This is a genomic window from Nocardioides ochotonae (assembly GCF_011420305.2).
Taxonomy (GTDB): domain Bacteria; phylum Actinomycetota; class Actinomycetes; order Propionibacteriales; family Nocardioidaceae; genus Nocardioides; species Nocardioides ochotonae.
In genome coordinates this window covers 660,006-675,039 of the sequence record NZ_CP061769.1, presented here as the reverse complement: position 1 = coordinate 675,039, position 15,034 = coordinate 660,006, and the positions used below count along the sequence as shown (strand labels likewise).

The window sequence follows — 15,034 nt, the reverse complement described above, 5'->3', positions numbered from 1 at the left end:
ATGGACTTCGACTTCGACGACCGCACCCGCGAGCTCCAGCGCACCCTGCTGGGGTTCATGGACAGCCACGTCCACCCCGCGGAGGACGTGTTCGACCAGCAGCTGGCCGCCCTCGACGACCCGTTCGCATGGACCCGCACGGCGATCCTGAAGGACCTCCAGGCGGAGGCCCGCGAGCGCGGGCTGTGGAACCTCTTCCTGCCCGGCGACACCGGTGGGCGCGGTGCCGGCCTGACCAACCTGCAGTACGCGCCGCTGGCCGAGATCAGCGGGCGCAGCGGCAACCTCGCCCCCGCGGCGATGAACTGCGCGGCGCCCGACACCGGCAACATGGAGGTGCTGCACATGTTCGGCTCCCCCGAGCAGCAGGAGCGCTGGCTCGAGCCGCTGCTCGCCGGAGAGATCCGCTCCGCGTTCGCGATGACCGAGCCCGACGTCGCCTCCTCCGACGCGACCAACATCGCCACCTCGATCGTGCGAGACGGCGACGACCTCGTCCTCAACGGGCGCAAGTGGTGGATCACCGGCGCGATGAACCCCGACTGCGAGATCTTCATCGTCATGGGGCGCACCGACCCCGAGGCCGCCCGGCACCGCCAGCAGTCGATGGTGCTCGTCCCCCGCGACACCCCCGGGCTGCACGTCGTACGACCCATGCACGTGCTGGGCTACGACGACCACGAGCACGGCGGTCACGCCGAGCTGCTCCTCGAGGACGTCCGGGTGCCGGCGAGCAACCTGATCGGCGAGCAGGGCGCCGGGTTCGCGATCGCCCAGGCGCGCCTCGGGCCGGGGCGGATCCACCACTGCATGCGCGCGATCGGCGTGGCCGAGCGGGCCATCGAGCTGATGTGCCAGCGCGTCGAGAGCCGGGTGGCGTTCGGCCGGCCGCTGTCGCGGCAGGGCGTGATCCGGGAGTGGATCGCCGAGGCCCGGGTGGCGGTCGAGCAGCTGCGGCTGCTGGTGCTCAAGACCGCCTGGCTGATGGACACCGTGGGCAACCGGGGTGCCCACACCGAGATCCAGGCGATCAAGATCGCCACCCCCAAGGTCGTCCAGGAGATCCTCGACCGGGCGATCCAGGTGCACGGCGCGGGCGGGCTGTCCCAGGACTTCCCGCTGGCCGCCAGCCTGGCCGGGATCCGCACGCTGCGCTTCGCCGACGGACCCGACGAGGTGCACAAGAACTCCCTGGCCAAGGCCGAGCTGGCCCGCCACACCACCGGGTCCTGAGCCGTGGACCTCTCGCTGAGCACGGAGCAGGAGGCGTTCCGGGCGGTGGCCCGGGAGTTCCTCGAGCGCGAGGCGGTCCCGCACCGCGCCGAGTGGGACCGCCGCGAGTCCATCGACACCGCGATCGTGCCGCGGATGGGCGAGCTCGGGTTCTTCGGCCTCACCCTCCCCGAGAAGTACGGCGGGGTGGGCGGCGACCACGTCACCTCGGTGCTGGCGATGGAGGAGCTCGGCCGCGCCGACTCCGCGCTGCGCGGGATCGTCTCGGTCTCCAGCGGGCTGGTCGCGGGCTCGGTGCTGCGCGCCGGCACCGAGGAGCAGCGCCGCGAGTGGCTGCCGCGGCTGGCGGCCGGCACCGCGCTGGGCTGCTTCGGGCTCACCGAGCCGGGCGTCGGCTCCGACGCCGGCAACCTGACCACCCGCGCCCGGCGCGACGGCTCCGACTACGTGCTCGACGGCGAGAAGCTGTTCATCACCAACGGCACCTGGGCCGACCTCGCGCTGGTCTTCGCCCGCACCGGCGGGGACGGCCCCCGCGGCGTCTCCGCCTTCCTGGTGCCGACCGGCAGCGCCGGCTTCGAGGCGCGCGAGATCACCGGCAAGCTCGGCCTGCGCGGCCAGGCCACCGCCTCGCTGCACCTCGACGGCGTACGCGTGCCGGCCTCGGCGCTGCTCGGCGAGGAGGGCCAGGGGTTCCGGATCGCGATGACCGCGCTCGACAAGGGCCGGGTCTCGGTCGCCGCCGGCTGCGTCGGGATCGTGCAGGGCTGCCTCGAGGCGGCGGTCGACTACGCCACCACCCGCACCCAGTTCGGCCGGCCGATCGCCTCCTTCCAGCTGGTGCAGGACCTGATCGCCGACATCTCCCTGGACGCCGACGCGGCCCGGCTGCTGGTGTGGCGCTGCGCGGACCTCCTGGACCGCGGCGAGCCGGTCGGCGTGGCCGCCTCGAAGGCCAAGCTGTTCGCCTCCGAGGCCGCGGTGCGCGCCGCCAACAACGCGCTCCAGGTGCACGGCGGCTCCGGCTACATCGACGACTACCCGGTCGCGAAGTACCTCCGCGACGCCCGGGTGATGACCCTCTACGAGGGCACCAGCCAGATCCAGAAGCTGCTGATCGGTCGCGCCGAGACCGGCATCAGCGCGTTCGTCTGACCGCGCGCACCGCCCACCGAGAGGACCCGATCGTGACCCAGCTCGACCCCCGCCTCGACCCCGAGATCGCCGCGCTGCTCGCCTTCATGGAGTCCACCGGCACGCCGCCGATGCACACCGGCACCCCCGCGCAGGCGCGCGCGGCCTTCCGCACCCTCACCGTCGACATGCGCGACGCCTCCCTGCTGCCGGAGGTCGCCGAGGTCTCCGAGACCACGGTGCCCGGCGGCGACGGCGAGCGGCCGGCCCGGCTCTACCGCCCCCGCCCGCGGTCCGAGGGCCCGCTCCCCACCGTCGTGCTCTTCCACGGCGGCGGCTGGGTGATCGGCGACCTCGACACCCACGACCTGATGGCGCGCACCCTGGCCACCGCGTGCGACGCGGTCGTGCTCAGCGTCGACTACCGGTTGGCTCCCGAGCACCCGTTCCCCGCGGCGGTGGAGGACGCCGTCGCCGCAGCGCGCTGGGCCGCCGCCCACCTCGGCGACCTCGGCGGCGACGAGCGGCTCGGCCTGGCCGGCGACAGCGCGGGCGGCAACCTCGCCGCGGTGGCCGCGCAGGCGCTGCGCGACGACGCGGTCCCGGTCGCCGCACAGCTGCTGCTCTACCCCGCCACCGACCTGGTCGGCGAGACCGCGTCGCGCACCGAGAACGCCGAGGGCTACTTCCTCGACCGCGACACGATGCTCTGGTTCGCCCAGCAGTACGTCGGCGCGCTGCCCCCGGACCGGCTCACCGACCCCCGGCTCTCCCCGCTGCATGGCGAGCTCGGCGGACTCGCGCCCGCGGTCGTCGCGGTCGCGCAGTTCGACCCGCTGCGCGACGAGGGCACGGCGTACGCCGAGGCGCTGCGGGCCGCCGGCGTACCCGTCCGGCTGGCGTCGTACGACGGGCTGATCCACGGGTTCGTCGACATGGGCCGCTTCTCCGCCGCCGCCCGCACCGCCGTCGAGGAGACCTGCGCGGCCTTCCGCGACCTCCTCCACCCCTGACCCCTCGCCGAGTCGGCCCCAGTGGTTGCGCGAGTCGGCCCGCGGGCTCAGGGCGCGCTGCGGCCGCTGGCCATCAGGGCCAGGGCGAGCAGCATCTTGTCGCGCGGGTCGGCGAGGCTGCGCCCGGTGAGCTGCTCGAGCTGCTTGATGCGGTAGATGACGGTGTTGCGGTGGCAGAACAGCTCCGCGGCGGCGTGCGTCGGCGAGCCGTCGTGGCGCAGCAGCGCGGCCAGGGTGTCCAGCAGCGTGCGGGACTGCCCGCCGGGCAGGGCCAGCACCGGGCCGAGGGTCTCCGCGACCAGCAGCGGCGCGACCTGGGGGCTGCCCGCGAGCAGCACCTCCGGCAGCCGCTCGGAGACCGCGACGACGCCACGGGTGCCGCGCGGAAGTGTCTCCGCGGCGCGGTGGGCCAGCTGGAACGCGGTCGCGAACCCGGCGATGCCGTCCTGGCTGGCCGCCACCCCGGCGCGCCCCGGGCCGGCGTGCGCGAAGAGCTCCACGATGCCCGGCTCGTCGGGGAGGTCTCCGGAGAGCAGGCCGTAGGAGACCCCGGAGCGCACGTGCCAGCGCACGGAGATCCGCAGCCGGTCCAGCCGGTCCTCCGCCGCGGCGAGCGCGTCGACGCCGTCGGTGCCGTCCCCGAGCACGACCACGCACGCGACGTCGTCGTCGGGGCCGACCCCCAGCACCGCGCGGGCCTCCTCGGCGAGCTCGGGGTCCGCGCCGCGCCCCTCCAGCAGGGCGTCGAGCATGCTCTGCTGACGCTGGAGGTCGTGTCGCTGAAGTCGCGCGCTCTCGCGGCGGTAGGCGTCGATGAGCACGCCGTTCTGGGTGTCGAGGTTGGCCCAGACCCGCCGCGCCGCGGCGAGCAGCACCCGGTCGTCCACCCCGGCCGAGGCCTCGGAGCGGGCGCGGGTCACCAGCGCCTCCCACAGGATCCGCGCCCCCAGCGTGTAGGCGTTGAGCACCACCTCCAGCGGCACCCCCTGGCGGGCCCGCCGACGACCGGTGTCGCGCCACAGCTCGACCGCCGAGGTGCGCCCGTCGCCGTCCTCGCGACGCCCCGCCAGGATCCGCAGGCCGCGGCGGATGTGCTGCCGGGTGCTCGCCCGGACGTCGGCGCGCAGCTCCGGGCCGATCCGCTCGTAGATCTCGGCGTCGCGCTCGAAGAGCGTCAGCGTGATGCTGTCGGCGATCGCGTCGGCGGAGTCCATGAGCAGCACCCAGGCCTGGCGCAGTGCGAGGTCCACCTCGACGGGTTCCGCAGACATGGCGCCACGTTCGCACTCTCCGCACAACGCTGACCAGTACCGAGCGGGTTTCGGGTCCCGAAGACCAACGAGTTTTGTGCTCTCCGCCTCATGACCTATCTGTGCAACCACTCCAAGGTGGTGCAGGTCACACTGCCCAACCGCTGGAGGTCCCCGTGGCCCGTTCGGTCGCCGCTCCCGCGTCCACGTCCACCCCGACGCCCGTGAGCGTGCTGGAGCTCAGCGACGTGACGGTGACCTTCGGCGGTCTCACGGCGCTCGAGGGGGTCGGGCTGGTGGTGGCCCCGCACCAGGTGCACGGGGTGATCGGCCCGAACGGCGCCGGCAAGACGACGCTGTTCAACGTCGCCTGCGGCTTCGTGCGCCCCGACAGCGGCGCGATCCACCACCACGGTGCGCCGCTCGGGCGGCTGCGGCCCACCGACCTGGCCGGTCTCGGCGTGGCCCGGACCCTCCAGGGGCTCGGTCTCTTCGACCGGGTCACCGTGCTCGAGAACGTCATGGTCGGCGCCGACCGGCACGCCCGCACCGGCTTCCTCGGTGCCCTGCTGGCCCTGCCCCGCGCGCACCGCGAGGAGCGGGCGCTGCGCGAGCGGGCGATGGCCACCCTCGACGCGCTGGGCATCGCCCACGTGGCCTCCCTCTACCCGCCCAGCCTCCCCTACCCGGTCCGCAAACGGGTGTCCCTGGCCCGCGCCCTGGTGGCCGAGCCCGAGCTGCTGCTCCTCGACGAGCCGGCCAGCGGGCTCTCGACGGACGAGATGGACGAGCTGGGCACGCTGGTGCGCGGGCTGACCGACCGGATGTCGGTGCTGCTGGTCGAGCACCACATGGACCTGGTGATGCGCGTCTGCGACCAGATCACCGTGCTCGACTTCGGCCGGGTGATCGCGCACGGGCCGCCCGAGGTGGTCCGCGCGGACCCCGCGGTGCTCGCGGCATACCTCGGGGAGACGGTGTGAGCGCGCCGGCGGCCGCCGCGCCCGCCGACACGATCCCGGCCCTCGCGGTGCACGGGCTGAGCGCCGGCTACGGCCCGATCACCGCGCTGCACGAGGTCTCCTTCACGGCCGCGCGCGGACGCATCACCGCGGTCCTCGGCGCCAACGGCGCCGGCAAGACCACGCTGCTGCGCACGCTCTCGGGCCTGCACCGCGCCCGGGCCGGCCGCGTCGAGCTGCACGGGCGGGAGGTGACCGGCGTACCCGCCGAGTCCATGACCGGGCTCGGGATGGCCCACGTGCCCGAGGGCCGCGGCGTGATCACCGAGCTCAGCGTCGAGGAGAACCTGCGTCTCGGCGCCCTGGGTCGCGGTGGTGGCGGCAGTGATGGCCGCAGGGTCCGGGGCGGCCGGGGCAGGCCCGGCGACCTGGACCGGGCCTACGGGCTGTTCCCGGTGCTCGCCGAGCGCCGCGGTGCCCCCGCGGGCACGCTGTCCGGCGGCGAGCGCCAGATGCTCGTCCTGGGTCGCGCGCTGATGGCGGACCCGGACCTGCTGCTGCTCGACGAGCCCTCGCTCGGGCTGGCCCCGCGGGTCGTCGCCCAGATCTTCGCGCTGGTGCGCGACCTGGTCCGCGACGAGGGGCTGAGCGTGCTGCTCGTGGAGCAGAACGCCCGCAGCGCGCTGTCGGTCGCCGACCGCGGCGTCGTGCTCGACCTCGGCCGCGTCGTGGCCGACGAGGACGCCGACACGCTGGCCGGCGACGACCAGCTGCGCCACGCCTACCTGGGGTTCTAAAGACCACCACCCACGACCGGGAGACCACGTGCAACAGTTCCTCAACACGGCCCTCGTGGGCCTGACGCTCGGGATGGTCTACGCCGCCTTCGCGCTCGCGCTGGTCCTGGTCTGGCGCTCCACCCGGGTGGTCAACTTCGCCCAGGCCCCGATGGCGATGGTGACCACGTTCGTGGCCCTCGTGGTCATCGAGTCGGGCGCCTCCTGGTGGCTCGGCCTCGCCGCCGCCCTGCTCTCCGGGCTGGTCCTCGGCGCGGTCCTCGAGCGCACCGTCGTACGGCCGGTGCAGGGCGGGACCCAGATCAACGCGGTGATCCTGACCCTGGGCCTGTTCATCGTGCTGCACGCGCTCGCCGCGCTGGTCTTCGGCAACCGCTACCGCTCCTTCCCCGCGCCGTTCGGGATCCGCGGGCTGGAGATCGGCGACCGCACCGTGGCGCTGACGCCCACCGGGGTCTTCACGATCCTCGCGGTGCTGGTGACCATGGCCCTGCTGGTGGCCCTGTTCCGGTTCACCGACCTGGGCCTGCGGATGCGCGCGGCGGCGTTCAACAACGAGGTCGCCCGGCTGCTGGGCGTGAAGGTCGGGCGGATGCTCACCCTGGGCTGGGCGCTCGCCTCGCTCGTGGGCTCCCTGGCCGGCGTCCTGATCGCCAGCGGCAGCCTGGTGCACCCCGGGTTCATGGACTCGGTGGTGGTCTTCGGCTTCGTCGCCGCCGTGCTCGGCGGCCTCGACAGCCCCGCCGGCTCCGTGGTCGGCGGCCTGGTGCTCGGCCTCTCGCTCAGCTTCGTGAGCGGGTACGTCGGCTCCCAGCTGGTGCCGCTGGCGGCGCTGCTGATCCTGGTGCTGGTGCTGCTGGTGCGCCCCGGCGGGCTCTTCTCCACGACGACGGCGAGGCAGGTCTGATGCGCGCACCCACCCGGGCCCTTCCGGAGGCCACCCTCGCCCGGCACCTGCTGCTGGCCGTCCTCGGCCTGGTCGTGGTCGTGCTGGTGCTGCAGGGGGCGAGCGACTTCCGTCGCTTCCAGCTCGCCGAGATGGCCTACCTCGGCATCGCCGCGGGCGGGCTGACCGTGCTGACCGGCCTCAACGGCCAGGTCTCGCTGGGCCACGGCGCCCTGATGGCGGTCGGCGCCTACACCGCCGCCCTGCTGCTGCCCGACCGCGACGCCTCGGTGCCGCTCCCGCTGGTGCTGCTCGCGGCCGCTGCCGTCGCGCTGGCGGTCGGCGCGGTCGTCGGGGTCGCCGCGGCGCGGCTGCACGGGCCCTACCTCGCCGGCGCGACGCTGGCGCTCGCGGTGGCGGTCCCGGGCATCGCGCTGTACTTCAAGGACACCCTGGGCGGTGAGCAGGGACTGCCGGTCGTGCTGCCGGAGATCCCCGGATGGGTGCTCGACGCGGCGTACTTCGTGACCGGGCAGGACCTCACCACCAGCGGGTACGTCGCGCTCGTCGGCTGGCTGGTGCTCGTGGTCACCTACGTGCTGCTCGCCAACCTCTCGCGCAGCCGGGTCGGGCGGCGCTGGCGGGCGGTGCGCGACGACGAGGTCTCGGCCCAGCTGGCCGGGATCGACCTCGGCCGCGCCCGGGTCTCGGCGTTCGTGGTGAGCGCCGCCGCGGCCGGGGCCGCGGGGGCGGTGCTCGCGATGAGCGTGCGGCTGGCCGCCCCGAGCAGCTTCACGCTGACGCTGAGCCTCACCCTGCTCGCTGCCGTGGTGCTCGGCGGGCTCGGCAGCCTGAGCGGGGCGCTGCTCGGCGCCGCCCTGCTCACCTTCCTGCCGCAGGTCGCCACCGACCTCGGCACCGACGCCGGCCTGAGCGACATCCAGGCCGCTGAGCTGGCCCCGCTGGTCTACGGGCTGGTGATGGTCGCGGTGGTGCTCGTGGCACCCGCCGGCCTCGCCGGCAGCCTGCGCCTGCTCGCCGTACGCCGCCGCACGCGCGGGGCGCTCTCCACCACCTCGAAGGGAACAGCCAGATGACACGCAGGACAGGGATCCCGATCCCCCGCAGCGCGCCGGCGGCCGTCGCCGGCCTCCTCTCCGCAGCGCTCCTCCTCGCCGGGTGCGGCGCGGGCGGGCGCGACGACGACGGTGAGGACGGCGCCAGCGCCTCCGACACCGGCGTCACCGCCGACACCATCACGATCGGCGCGCACTTCCCGCTCACCGGCGTCGCCGCCCCGGGCTACAGCGAGATCCCGACCGGCGTGCAGGCCTACTTCGACTACGTCAACGCCAACGGCGGCGTCCACGGCCGCCAGATCGAGTACCTCGTCAAGGACGACGGCTACAACCCCACCAACACCAGCAAGGTCACCAACGAGCTGGTGCTCCAGGACGAGATCTTCGCGATGGTCGGCGGGCTCGGCACCCCCACCCACAGCGCGGTGGTCGACTTCCTCAACGGCGAGGGCGTGCCCGACCTGTTCGTCTCCTCGGGCTCGCTGATGTGGGGCGACGACGTCGAGGCCCGGCCGATGACGTTCGGCTGGCAGCCCGACTACGAGATCGAGGGCAAGATCATCGGCCAGTACGTCGCGGAGAACATGCCCGACGCCCGGGTCGGGCTGTTCCTCCAGGACGACGACTTCGGCGAGGACGCCGAGCAGGGCGTGCGCCGCTACCTCGACGACCAGATCGTCGAGGTGCAGCGCTACACCTCCGGCAGCACCGACGTGGGCCCGCAGATCGCCGGTCTCCAGGCGGCGAAGGCCGACCTGGTGCTGTCGTTCAACACCCCGTCGTACACCGCGCTGAGCCAGCTGGTCGCGCTGAAGCTCGGCTACGACCCGAAGTGGTTCTACTCCAACGTCGGCTCCGACCCGGGCCTGGTCGGGGCGCTGCTCTCGCAGATCTCCGAGGGCGCGGTCAAGGGCGGCGCGGCGGCGCTGGACGGAGTGCTCACCACCGAGTACATCCCCGGCGTGGACGCCCCCGACAACCCGTGGGTGCAGCTGTGGCAGAAGGTGTGGGACGAGCACGGCGACAAGGGCGAGCTCACCAACTACCGCGTCTACGGCATGTCCCACGCCTACGCGTTCGTCCAGGCACTGCAGGAGGCGGGCGTGGACCTGACCCGCGAGGGGCTGGTCGAGGCCCTGGAGAGCGGCTCCCAGGAGCTCGAGGGCCCGCAGCTGGCGCCGTTCCGCTTCACCGAGGACAGCCACATGGGCATCTCCGGCATGCAGGTCGTCGAGCTCAAGGGCGGCGTGGGCGATCCCCTCACCCCCGTCCTGGTCAGCGACATCGGCGACGCGGAGATCACCGAGGACACCTCCGGCCAGGCCGACGACGCTCCCCCGGAGAGCGGCATCCCCGAGTAGTCCCCCGACTCGGCGAGGGTCGGGCGGGGCAGGATGGCCCGATGAGCGAGGGCGCGGTCGAGAGGTGGCGCGACGCCGGGTGGCTGGCGGGGGTGCGGGCCTGGGTGGAGGAGCGCCTCGGGGAGCTCGGGCTCGCGCCCACTGGACCCGCCGAGCAGCCGCACGTCGTCCCGTGGTCGACGGTGCTGCGCTTCCCCACCGACGCGGGCCCGGTCTGGTTCAAGGCCAACGACGGCACGCTGCGCCACGAGGCCGGCCTGGTCGCGCTGCTGGCCGCCCGCTTCCCCGGGCGGGTGCCGCCGCTGCTGGCGGCCGACCCGGCCCGCGGCTGGATGCTGATGGCCGATGCCGGCCCTCGGCTGCGCGAGGTGATCGCCGCCGAACGCAGCCTCACCCGCTGGTACGACGTGCTGGACGCCGTCGCCCGGATCCAGGTCGGCACCCTCGACGCGGTCGAGGAGATGCTCGCCCTCGGCGTACCGGACCTGCGCCTGTCCCGCCTCGTGGAGCGGTACGACGACCTGGTGCACCGCCTCGACGTACCCGCCCGCTTCCGCTCCGCCACACCGTACGTCGCGGAGCTGGTCGCCACCCTGGAACGCCACGGGGTGCCCGCGGGGCTCGACCACGACGACCTCCACGACGGCCAGGTCTTCCTCGGCGACGGCCGCCGGCACCTGGTGCTGGACTGGGGTGACGCGTGCATCACCCACCCGTTCTTCGTGCTCTCGGTGGTCCTGGAGGGCCAGATCGCCTGGGGCGTGGACGCCGTCGAGGGCTCCGTGGACCTCACGCCGTTCCGCGACGCCTACCTCGCCCCCTGGGCCGAGGCGCTGCCGGGGACCGACCTGGTCGCGGCGAGCGACGCGGCGCTGCGCCTGGGCTGGGCGGCCCGTGCGGTCAACGGCCTGGCCGGCGATCCCGGCGGCACCGCGCAGACCCTCGCCCGCCTGCAGATGTTCCTCGACGGCCGGGTGGCCGACTGAGGCGTCAGGCGCGCCGCGACTCCAGCACCCGGAACCCCTTGGCGCTGGCCAGCCGGGTCGTCGGGTAGCCCTGCTCCCCCAGCCAGCGCTGCAACGAGTCGCCGCCGAGGTTCTTGCCGACCACCATCACCGCGCGCCCGCCCGGCGCGAGCCGCGGGAACCAGGTCAGCAGCAGCGCGTGCAGCGCCTCCTTGCCGATCCGGATGGGCGGGTTGGACCAGATCTCGTCGTAGGTCTCGTCGGGGTCGACCGCGTCCGGGGTCAGCGCCCGGTAGCGGTCGGCGACCTCGAGGGCGGCGGCGTTCTCGTTGGCCAGCAGCACCGCGCGCTCGTTGACGTCGACGGCCGTGACCACCGCGTCCGGGACCACCGCGGCGACGGCGAGGCCGATCACGCCGTAGCCGCAGCCGAGGTCGAGGACCCGGCCGGGCGCGGGCGGCTCGGTCTCGCGGAACAGCACCGCGGTGCCGACGTCGAGACGGCCCTGGGCGAAGACGCCGCTGCCGCTGGTCAGCCGCAGCTCGCGGCCCCACACCTCGGCCACCACCGGCTTGCGGGTGAAGGCGACCGTCGGGTCGGCGCTGAAGTAGTGCTCGTCGTCGGTGCTCATGCGTCGACCGCCTCCCGTCGGGCGCGGGTCATCTCGGCGCGCGCCGCCAGCTCGTCGTCGACCGGGTAGCCGACCTCCTCCAGGGTCAGGCCGTGGGCGTGCGCGACCGTCACCGCCGGATGGCGCCGGCGCGCGGCCAGCACCTCCGTGGCCCACGCCGCCGGGCGCCGGCCCTCGCCGACGGCCAGCACGCAGCCCACCATCGCGCGCACCTGGCTGTGGCAGAACGCGTCGGCGCGCACCGTCGCCTCCAGCACGCCGTCGTCGCGGCGCTCCCAGTCGAAGTGCTCGAGCACCCGCACGGTCGTCGCGCCCTCGCGCTGGCGGCAGAATGATGCGAAGTCGTGGTGGCCGACCAGCAACGCGGAGGCCTCGCGCATCACCTCGACGTCGAGGGGCCGCGACCAGGCGACGACGTGGTGGCGCGTGAGCGGGTCGAGCGACTCGACCCGGTCGGCGACGCGGTAGACGTAGCGGCGCCACAGCGCCGAGAACCGCGCGTCGAACGCCGCGGAGACCTCGCGCACGCGTCGGACCCGGATGTCGGGCGGCAGGATGCCGTTGAGGCGGCGCACCAGCGCCAGCGGCGCGGGGTCCTTCGAGCGCCCGACCGAGGCGGCCAGCACGTCGTCGGGCACGTCGAGGTGGGCGACCTGGCCACGGGCGTGCACACCGGTGTCGGTGCGCCCGGCGCACACCACGCGGACCTGGTCCAGGCGCAGCGACGTCTCCAGGGCCGTGGTCAGCTCACCCTGCACCGTGCGCAGCCCCGGCTGGGTCGCCCAGCCGTGGAAGTCGGTGCCGTCGTAGGCGAGGTCGATCCGGATCCGCACGACGCTCATCCTCTCAGGCTGCACCGAGCACCCGCACGCTCAGGTCGCCCCCTCCCGGAGCCGCACCGCCGCGCGTCAGCCGGCGCTGCCCACCTCGGCGCGGTACGGCGGGTCCGCACCCGGCCGCGTGGTCGCGAGCGCCCCGGCGCGCACGGCGTGGGTGAGCAGCTTGGCGCGGGTGCGCCGCGGCAGCGCGGCGATCCGCTCGGCGGCGCCGGGACCCACCAGCCCGCGCGCCCACAGCGCGTCGAGCAGCGCCGCGGAGAAGGTGTCGCCCGCCGCGATCGTGTCGGCCACCTGCACGCTCGGCGCCGCGACCGAGGCCGGGCGCCCGCGCCCCGCGGCGTACCACGTCGCGCCGTCGGCGCCCCGGGTCACCACGAGCGCCACCGGGCCGAGACCGAGCAGCCGCTCGACCGCCTGCTCCTCGTCGAGGTCCGGGTAGACGGCGGCCAGGTCCTCGTCGCTGGCCTTGACCAGGTCGGCCTCGGCGGCCACCCGCTCCACCGCGGCGGCCAGGTCCGGGCCGGTCCCGGTGAACGCGGGGCGCGCGTTGACGTCATAGCTGGTCAGCGCCGCGCCGCGGAACCGGCGCAGTGTCGCGAGGACCTCCTCGGCCCCCGGCGCGACCACGGCGCCCAGCGAGCAGGCGTGCACCGCCAGCGGGACCGGCGCGGCCGGCACCGGGGACAGCACCCACTCGAGGTCGAACTCGTAGCGCGCGGCCCCGTCCGCGCCGAGCACCGCCCGTGCGCTCGCGGTGCGCTCGATGGTCTCGGGATCGGCCGCGAGCGACACCCGGTCGCGGCCGAGGTACGTCGCCACGATCGCGCCGTTGCGGTCATCGGCCAACGCCGTCGCCAAGCGCACCGGGCGGTCCAGGCGCGCCAGGGCCACCGCGACGTTGGCCGCGCTCCCCCCGGCGTGCTCGCGGCGGGCGCCGTCGGCACCCTCCACCACGTCGACCAGGGACTCACCCACGACCAGCAGGTCACCGTCCGGTTCCATGACTCCTGCCTACCATGCCGTCTCCACAGGCCCGCCGCCCTCCTCACCTCACCGGGGGCGCGGCCGACTAGCGTGCCCCCATGTCGCCCAGCCAGCCGACCAACGCCGTGGTCCACCCGCTCGACCCCGACTCCCCCGACGCTCCGTACGAGCAGCTGCGCGCCCAGCTGGCCACCCGCGCCGCGTCCGGCGACCTGCCCGCCGGCACCCGGCTCCCGACCGTCCGTGCGCTGGCCACCGAGCTCGGGATCGCCGCGAACACCGTCGCGCGGGCCTACCGCGAGCTCGAGACCGACGGCGTCGTGGTCACCGAGGGCCGCCGCGGCACCTTCGTGGCGTCCGGTGCCGCCGCCGGGTCGGGCGCCGCGCACCGGGCCGCCGCCGACTACGTCGCGCAGGCCCGCCGGCTCGGCCTGACCCGCGCCGAGGCCGTGCGCCTGGTCGAGGACGGCTGGGGCGCGTGAGCGAGGAGCACCCGATCCTCGCCAAGGTCCGCAAGCTGCTGGCCAAGGCCGAGGACCCGGCCGCCACCGAGCACGAGGCCGAGATCTACACCGCGAAGGCCGCTGCGCTGGTCGCGGCGTACGGCGTGGACGCCGCGCTGCTCGCGCGCGGCGAGCCCGGCTCCGACCCGGTCGGGGACCTGGTCGTCGGCGTCGAGGCGCCGTACGCCGCCGACAAGGCCGACCTGCTGGCCACGGTGGCGACCGCGCTGCGCTGCCGGGTGGTGATGCGCACCCGCCGCACCGCCGGGGGCAAGGACATCTCCCTGCACGTCTTCGGCCACCGCAGCGACCTCGAGCGCGCCGAGATCATCTGGACCAGCCTGCTGCTGCAGTCCGCGACCGGGCTGCTGCGCACCCCGGTGCCGCCCGGCGAGCACGCCGCGGCGTTCCGGCGCTCGTGGCTGGCCGGCTTCCGTCTCGCCGTCGGCCGACGCCTGGAGGAGGCCGAGGACCGCGCGCGCCAGGAGGCCGACGCCCACGACCACCGCGCGGCGGGAGGCGGCGGGGCGACCCTGGTGCTCGCCGACCGCAGCGAGCTGGTCCGCGGTGCGGTGGAGACGGCCTATCCGCAGGCCAGGCCGGCCCGGGCCCGCTCGCTCTCCGGCTCGGGCGAGGCCGACGGCTGGGCGGCCGGTCAGCGCGCCGACCTGGGCGCCCGGCGGATGCCCCGCGCGCCGCGCCCCCTCCCCCGCTAGTCCCCGGCCGACGCCGGCCCCGGGAACTGGCCCCGGGAACTGACACCGGCCCGCCACCCCCGAAGGGGCAGCGGGCCGGTGCGGCGTGAGCGGGTGCTCAGGCCTTGTTCTCGTCCTCGGCAGCCGGAGCGTCCTCGGTGACCTCGGCGGGGGTCTCCTCCGCAGCAGCGGGGGTCTCCTCGACGGTGGTCTCCTCGACCGGCGTCTCCTCGGCGACCGGGGCGGCCGGAGCAGCCTTGGTCCGGGGAGCGGCCGGGGCGTACGCCTCGGTCACGAGCTCGATGACCGCCATGGGGGCGTTGTCGCCCTTGCGGGGGTTGAGCTTCGTGATCCGGGTGTAGCCACCCGGACGCTCGGCGAAGGTCGGCGCGATCTCGGTGAAGAGGTGGTGCACGACACCCTTGTCGCGGATGGTCTTGAGGACCTCGCGACGGTTGTGGATGTCACCCTTCTTCGCCTTGGTGATCAGCTTCTCCGCGTGCGGACGCAGCGCACGCGCCCGCGACTCGGTCGTGGTGATCCGGCCGTGCTCGAAGAGCTGGGTGGCCAGGTTCGCCAGGATCAGGCGCTGGTGCGCCGGGCTGCCGCCGAGGCGGGCGCCCTTGGTGGGCTTCGGCATGTCTCTCTCGTTCCTCCCCGGCCGTACGAGGTACCGGGGTAGTAGGCCGGCGGCAGGCGCCG

16 protein-coding genes are annotated in these 15,034 nt (G+C 74.7%); 11 read left to right on the top strand and 5 right to left on the bottom strand.

The annotated features are described in order from the left end of the window. The 3 genes from HBO46_RS03370 to HBO46_RS03360 are packed head-to-tail and all read left to right on the top strand — an operon-like array spanning position 1 to position 3,380. Positions 1-1,233 carry an acyl-CoA dehydrogenase family protein gene (locus HBO46_RS03370; protein WP_166136819.1) on the top strand — a complete coding sequence of 411 codons (1,233 nt, stop codon included), beginning with the start codon at positions 1-3 and terminating at the stop codon, positions 1,231-1,233. A 3-nt stretch (positions 1,234-1,236) separates the two neighbouring features. Then, positions 1,237-2,388 (top strand): acyl-CoA dehydrogenase family protein, encoded by a 1,152-nt coding sequence (locus tag HBO46_RS03365; protein WP_166136822.1) that lies wholly within the window; start codon positions 1,237-1,239, stop codon positions 2,386-2,388. Positions 2,389-2,420: 32 nt separating this feature from the next. Beyond that, a complete protein-coding gene (locus HBO46_RS03360; RefSeq protein ID WP_224769357.1) occupies positions 2,421-3,380 on the top strand; it encodes an alpha/beta hydrolase in 960 nt (319 codons plus the stop codon). Positions 3,381-3,427: 47 nt separating this feature from the next. On the opposite strand, the gene HBO46_RS03355 is transcribed toward HBO46_RS03360, so the two are convergent. After that, positions 3,428-4,651: a PucR family transcriptional regulator gene (locus HBO46_RS03355; RefSeq protein ID WP_166136825.1), complete on the bottom strand. Its 1,224-nt coding sequence runs from the start codon at positions 4,649-4,651 to the stop codon at positions 3,428-3,430. Positions 4,652-4,806: 155 nt separating this feature from the next. Between HBO46_RS03355 and HBO46_RS03350 the strand changes: the two genes are divergently transcribed. The 6 genes from HBO46_RS03350 to HBO46_RS03325 are packed head-to-tail and all read left to right on the top strand — an operon-like array spanning position 4,807 to position 10,701. Continuing rightward, positions 4,807-5,613: an ABC transporter ATP-binding protein gene (locus tag HBO46_RS03350; RefSeq protein ID WP_191480197.1), complete on the top strand. Its 807-nt coding sequence runs from the start codon at positions 4,807-4,809 to the stop codon at positions 5,611-5,613. Next, a complete protein-coding gene (locus tag HBO46_RS03345) occupies positions 5,610-6,389 on the top strand; it encodes an ABC transporter ATP-binding protein (RefSeq protein WP_166136831.1) in 780 nt (259 codons plus the stop codon). The genes HBO46_RS03350 and HBO46_RS03345 overlap by 4 nt, the downstream gene beginning before the upstream one ends. A 28-nt stretch (positions 6,390-6,417) precedes the next feature. Continuing rightward, on the top strand, positions 6,418-7,296 hold the full coding sequence (locus tag HBO46_RS03340) for a branched-chain amino acid ABC transporter permease (RefSeq protein WP_166136834.1): 879 nt from the start codon (positions 6,418-6,420) through the stop codon (positions 7,294-7,296). Further along, positions 7,296-8,372, top strand: coding sequence for a branched-chain amino acid ABC transporter permease (locus HBO46_RS03335; protein WP_166136837.1), 1,077 nt, complete (start codon positions 7,296-7,298; stop codon positions 8,370-8,372). Before HBO46_RS03340 ends, HBO46_RS03335 begins: the two co-directional genes overlap by 1 nt. Continuing rightward, a complete protein-coding gene (locus tag HBO46_RS03330; RefSeq protein ID WP_166136840.1) occupies positions 8,369-9,715 on the top strand; it encodes an ABC transporter substrate-binding protein in 1,347 nt (448 codons plus the stop codon). The genes HBO46_RS03335 and HBO46_RS03330 overlap by 4 nt, the downstream gene beginning before the upstream one ends. A 41-nt stretch (positions 9,716-9,756) precedes the next feature. After that, complete coding sequence (locus HBO46_RS03325; RefSeq protein ID WP_166136843.1) at positions 9,757-10,701, top strand: phosphotransferase family protein; 945 nt, start codon at positions 9,757-9,759, stop codon at positions 10,699-10,701. A gap of 4 nt (positions 10,702-10,705) precedes the next feature. On the opposite strand, the gene HBO46_RS03320 is transcribed toward HBO46_RS03325, so the two are convergent. The 3 genes from HBO46_RS03320 to HBO46_RS03310 form a co-directional block, all read right to left on the bottom strand. Next, entirely contained in the window at positions 10,706-11,311 is a 606-nt protein-coding gene (locus HBO46_RS03320) for a class I SAM-dependent methyltransferase (RefSeq protein ID WP_166136845.1), read from the bottom strand. Next, positions 11,308-12,153 (bottom strand): tRNA pseudouridine(38-40) synthase TruA, encoded by an 846-nt coding sequence (gene truA, locus HBO46_RS03315; RefSeq protein WP_166136848.1) that lies wholly within the window; start codon positions 12,151-12,153, stop codon positions 11,308-11,310. The genes HBO46_RS03320 and truA overlap by 4 nt, the downstream gene beginning before the upstream one ends. 66 nt (positions 12,154-12,219) lie before the next feature. Continuing rightward, positions 12,220-13,152 carry a PfkB family carbohydrate kinase gene (locus HBO46_RS03310; protein WP_224769356.1) on the bottom strand — a complete coding sequence of 311 codons (933 nt, stop codon included), beginning with the start codon at positions 13,150-13,152 and terminating at the stop codon, positions 12,220-12,222. An 80-nt stretch (positions 13,153-13,232) separates the two neighbouring features. On the opposite strand from HBO46_RS03310, the gene HBO46_RS03305 reads away from it, so the two are divergent. Together HBO46_RS03305 and HBO46_RS03300 are read left to right on the top strand one after the other, a co-directional pair. After that, positions 13,233-13,616, top strand: a complete 384-nt coding sequence (locus tag HBO46_RS03305; RefSeq protein ID WP_166136851.1) for a GntR family transcriptional regulator — start codon at positions 13,233-13,235, stop codon at positions 13,614-13,616. After that, the gene (locus HBO46_RS03300) at positions 13,613-14,353 is read left to right on the top strand and encodes a DUF2786 domain-containing protein (protein ID WP_207949886.1); all 741 of its coding nucleotides are present in this window, start codon (positions 13,613-13,615) and stop codon (positions 14,351-14,353) included. Before HBO46_RS03305 ends, HBO46_RS03300 begins: the two co-directional genes overlap by 4 nt. 97 nt (positions 14,354-14,450) lie before the next feature. Here HBO46_RS03300 and rplQ read toward each other — a convergent pair whose 3' ends face one another. Continuing rightward, a complete protein-coding gene (gene rplQ, locus HBO46_RS03295; RefSeq protein WP_166136854.1) occupies positions 14,451-14,972 on the bottom strand; it encodes a 50S ribosomal protein L17 in 522 nt (173 codons plus the stop codon). Positions 14,973-15,034 lie beyond the last annotated feature (62 nt).

Bases quoted from the DNA above. Each gene is read 5' to 3' on its own strand.
- HBO46_RS03370 (WP_166136819.1), top strand. From the start codon at position 1: ATGGACTTCGACTTCGACGACCGCACCCGCGAGCTCCAGCGCACCCTG.
- HBO46_RS03355 (WP_166136825.1), bottom strand. From the start codon at position 4,651: ATGTCTGCGGAACCCGTCGAGGTGGACCTCGCACTGCGCCAGGCCTGG.
- HBO46_RS03335 (WP_166136837.1), top strand. From the start codon at position 7,296: ATGCGCGCACCCACCCGGGCCCTTCCGGAGGCCACCCTCGCCCGGCAC.
- HBO46_RS03330 (WP_166136840.1), top strand. From the start codon at position 8,369: ATGACACGCAGGACAGGGATCCCGATCCCCCGCAGCGCGCCGGCGGCC.
- HBO46_RS03325 (WP_166136843.1), top strand. From the start codon at position 9,757: ATGAGCGAGGGCGCGGTCGAGAGGTGGCGCGACGCCGGGTGGCTGGCG.
- HBO46_RS03320 (WP_166136845.1), bottom strand. From the start codon at position 11,311: ATGAGCACCGACGACGAGCACTACTTCAGCGCCGACCCGACGGTCGCC.
- truA (WP_166136848.1), bottom strand. From the start codon at position 12,153: ATGAGCGTCGTGCGGATCCGGATCGACCTCGCCTACGACGGCACCGAC.
- HBO46_RS03310 (WP_224769356.1), bottom strand. From the start codon at position 13,152: ATGGAACCGGACGGTGACCTGCTGGTCGTGGGTGAGTCCCTGGTCGAC.
- HBO46_RS03305 (WP_166136851.1), top strand. From the start codon at position 13,233: ATGTCGCCCAGCCAGCCGACCAACGCCGTGGTCCACCCGCTCGACCCC.
- rplQ (WP_166136854.1), bottom strand. From the start codon at position 14,972: ATGCCGAAGCCCACCAAGGGCGCCCGCCTCGGCGGCAGCCCGGCGCAC.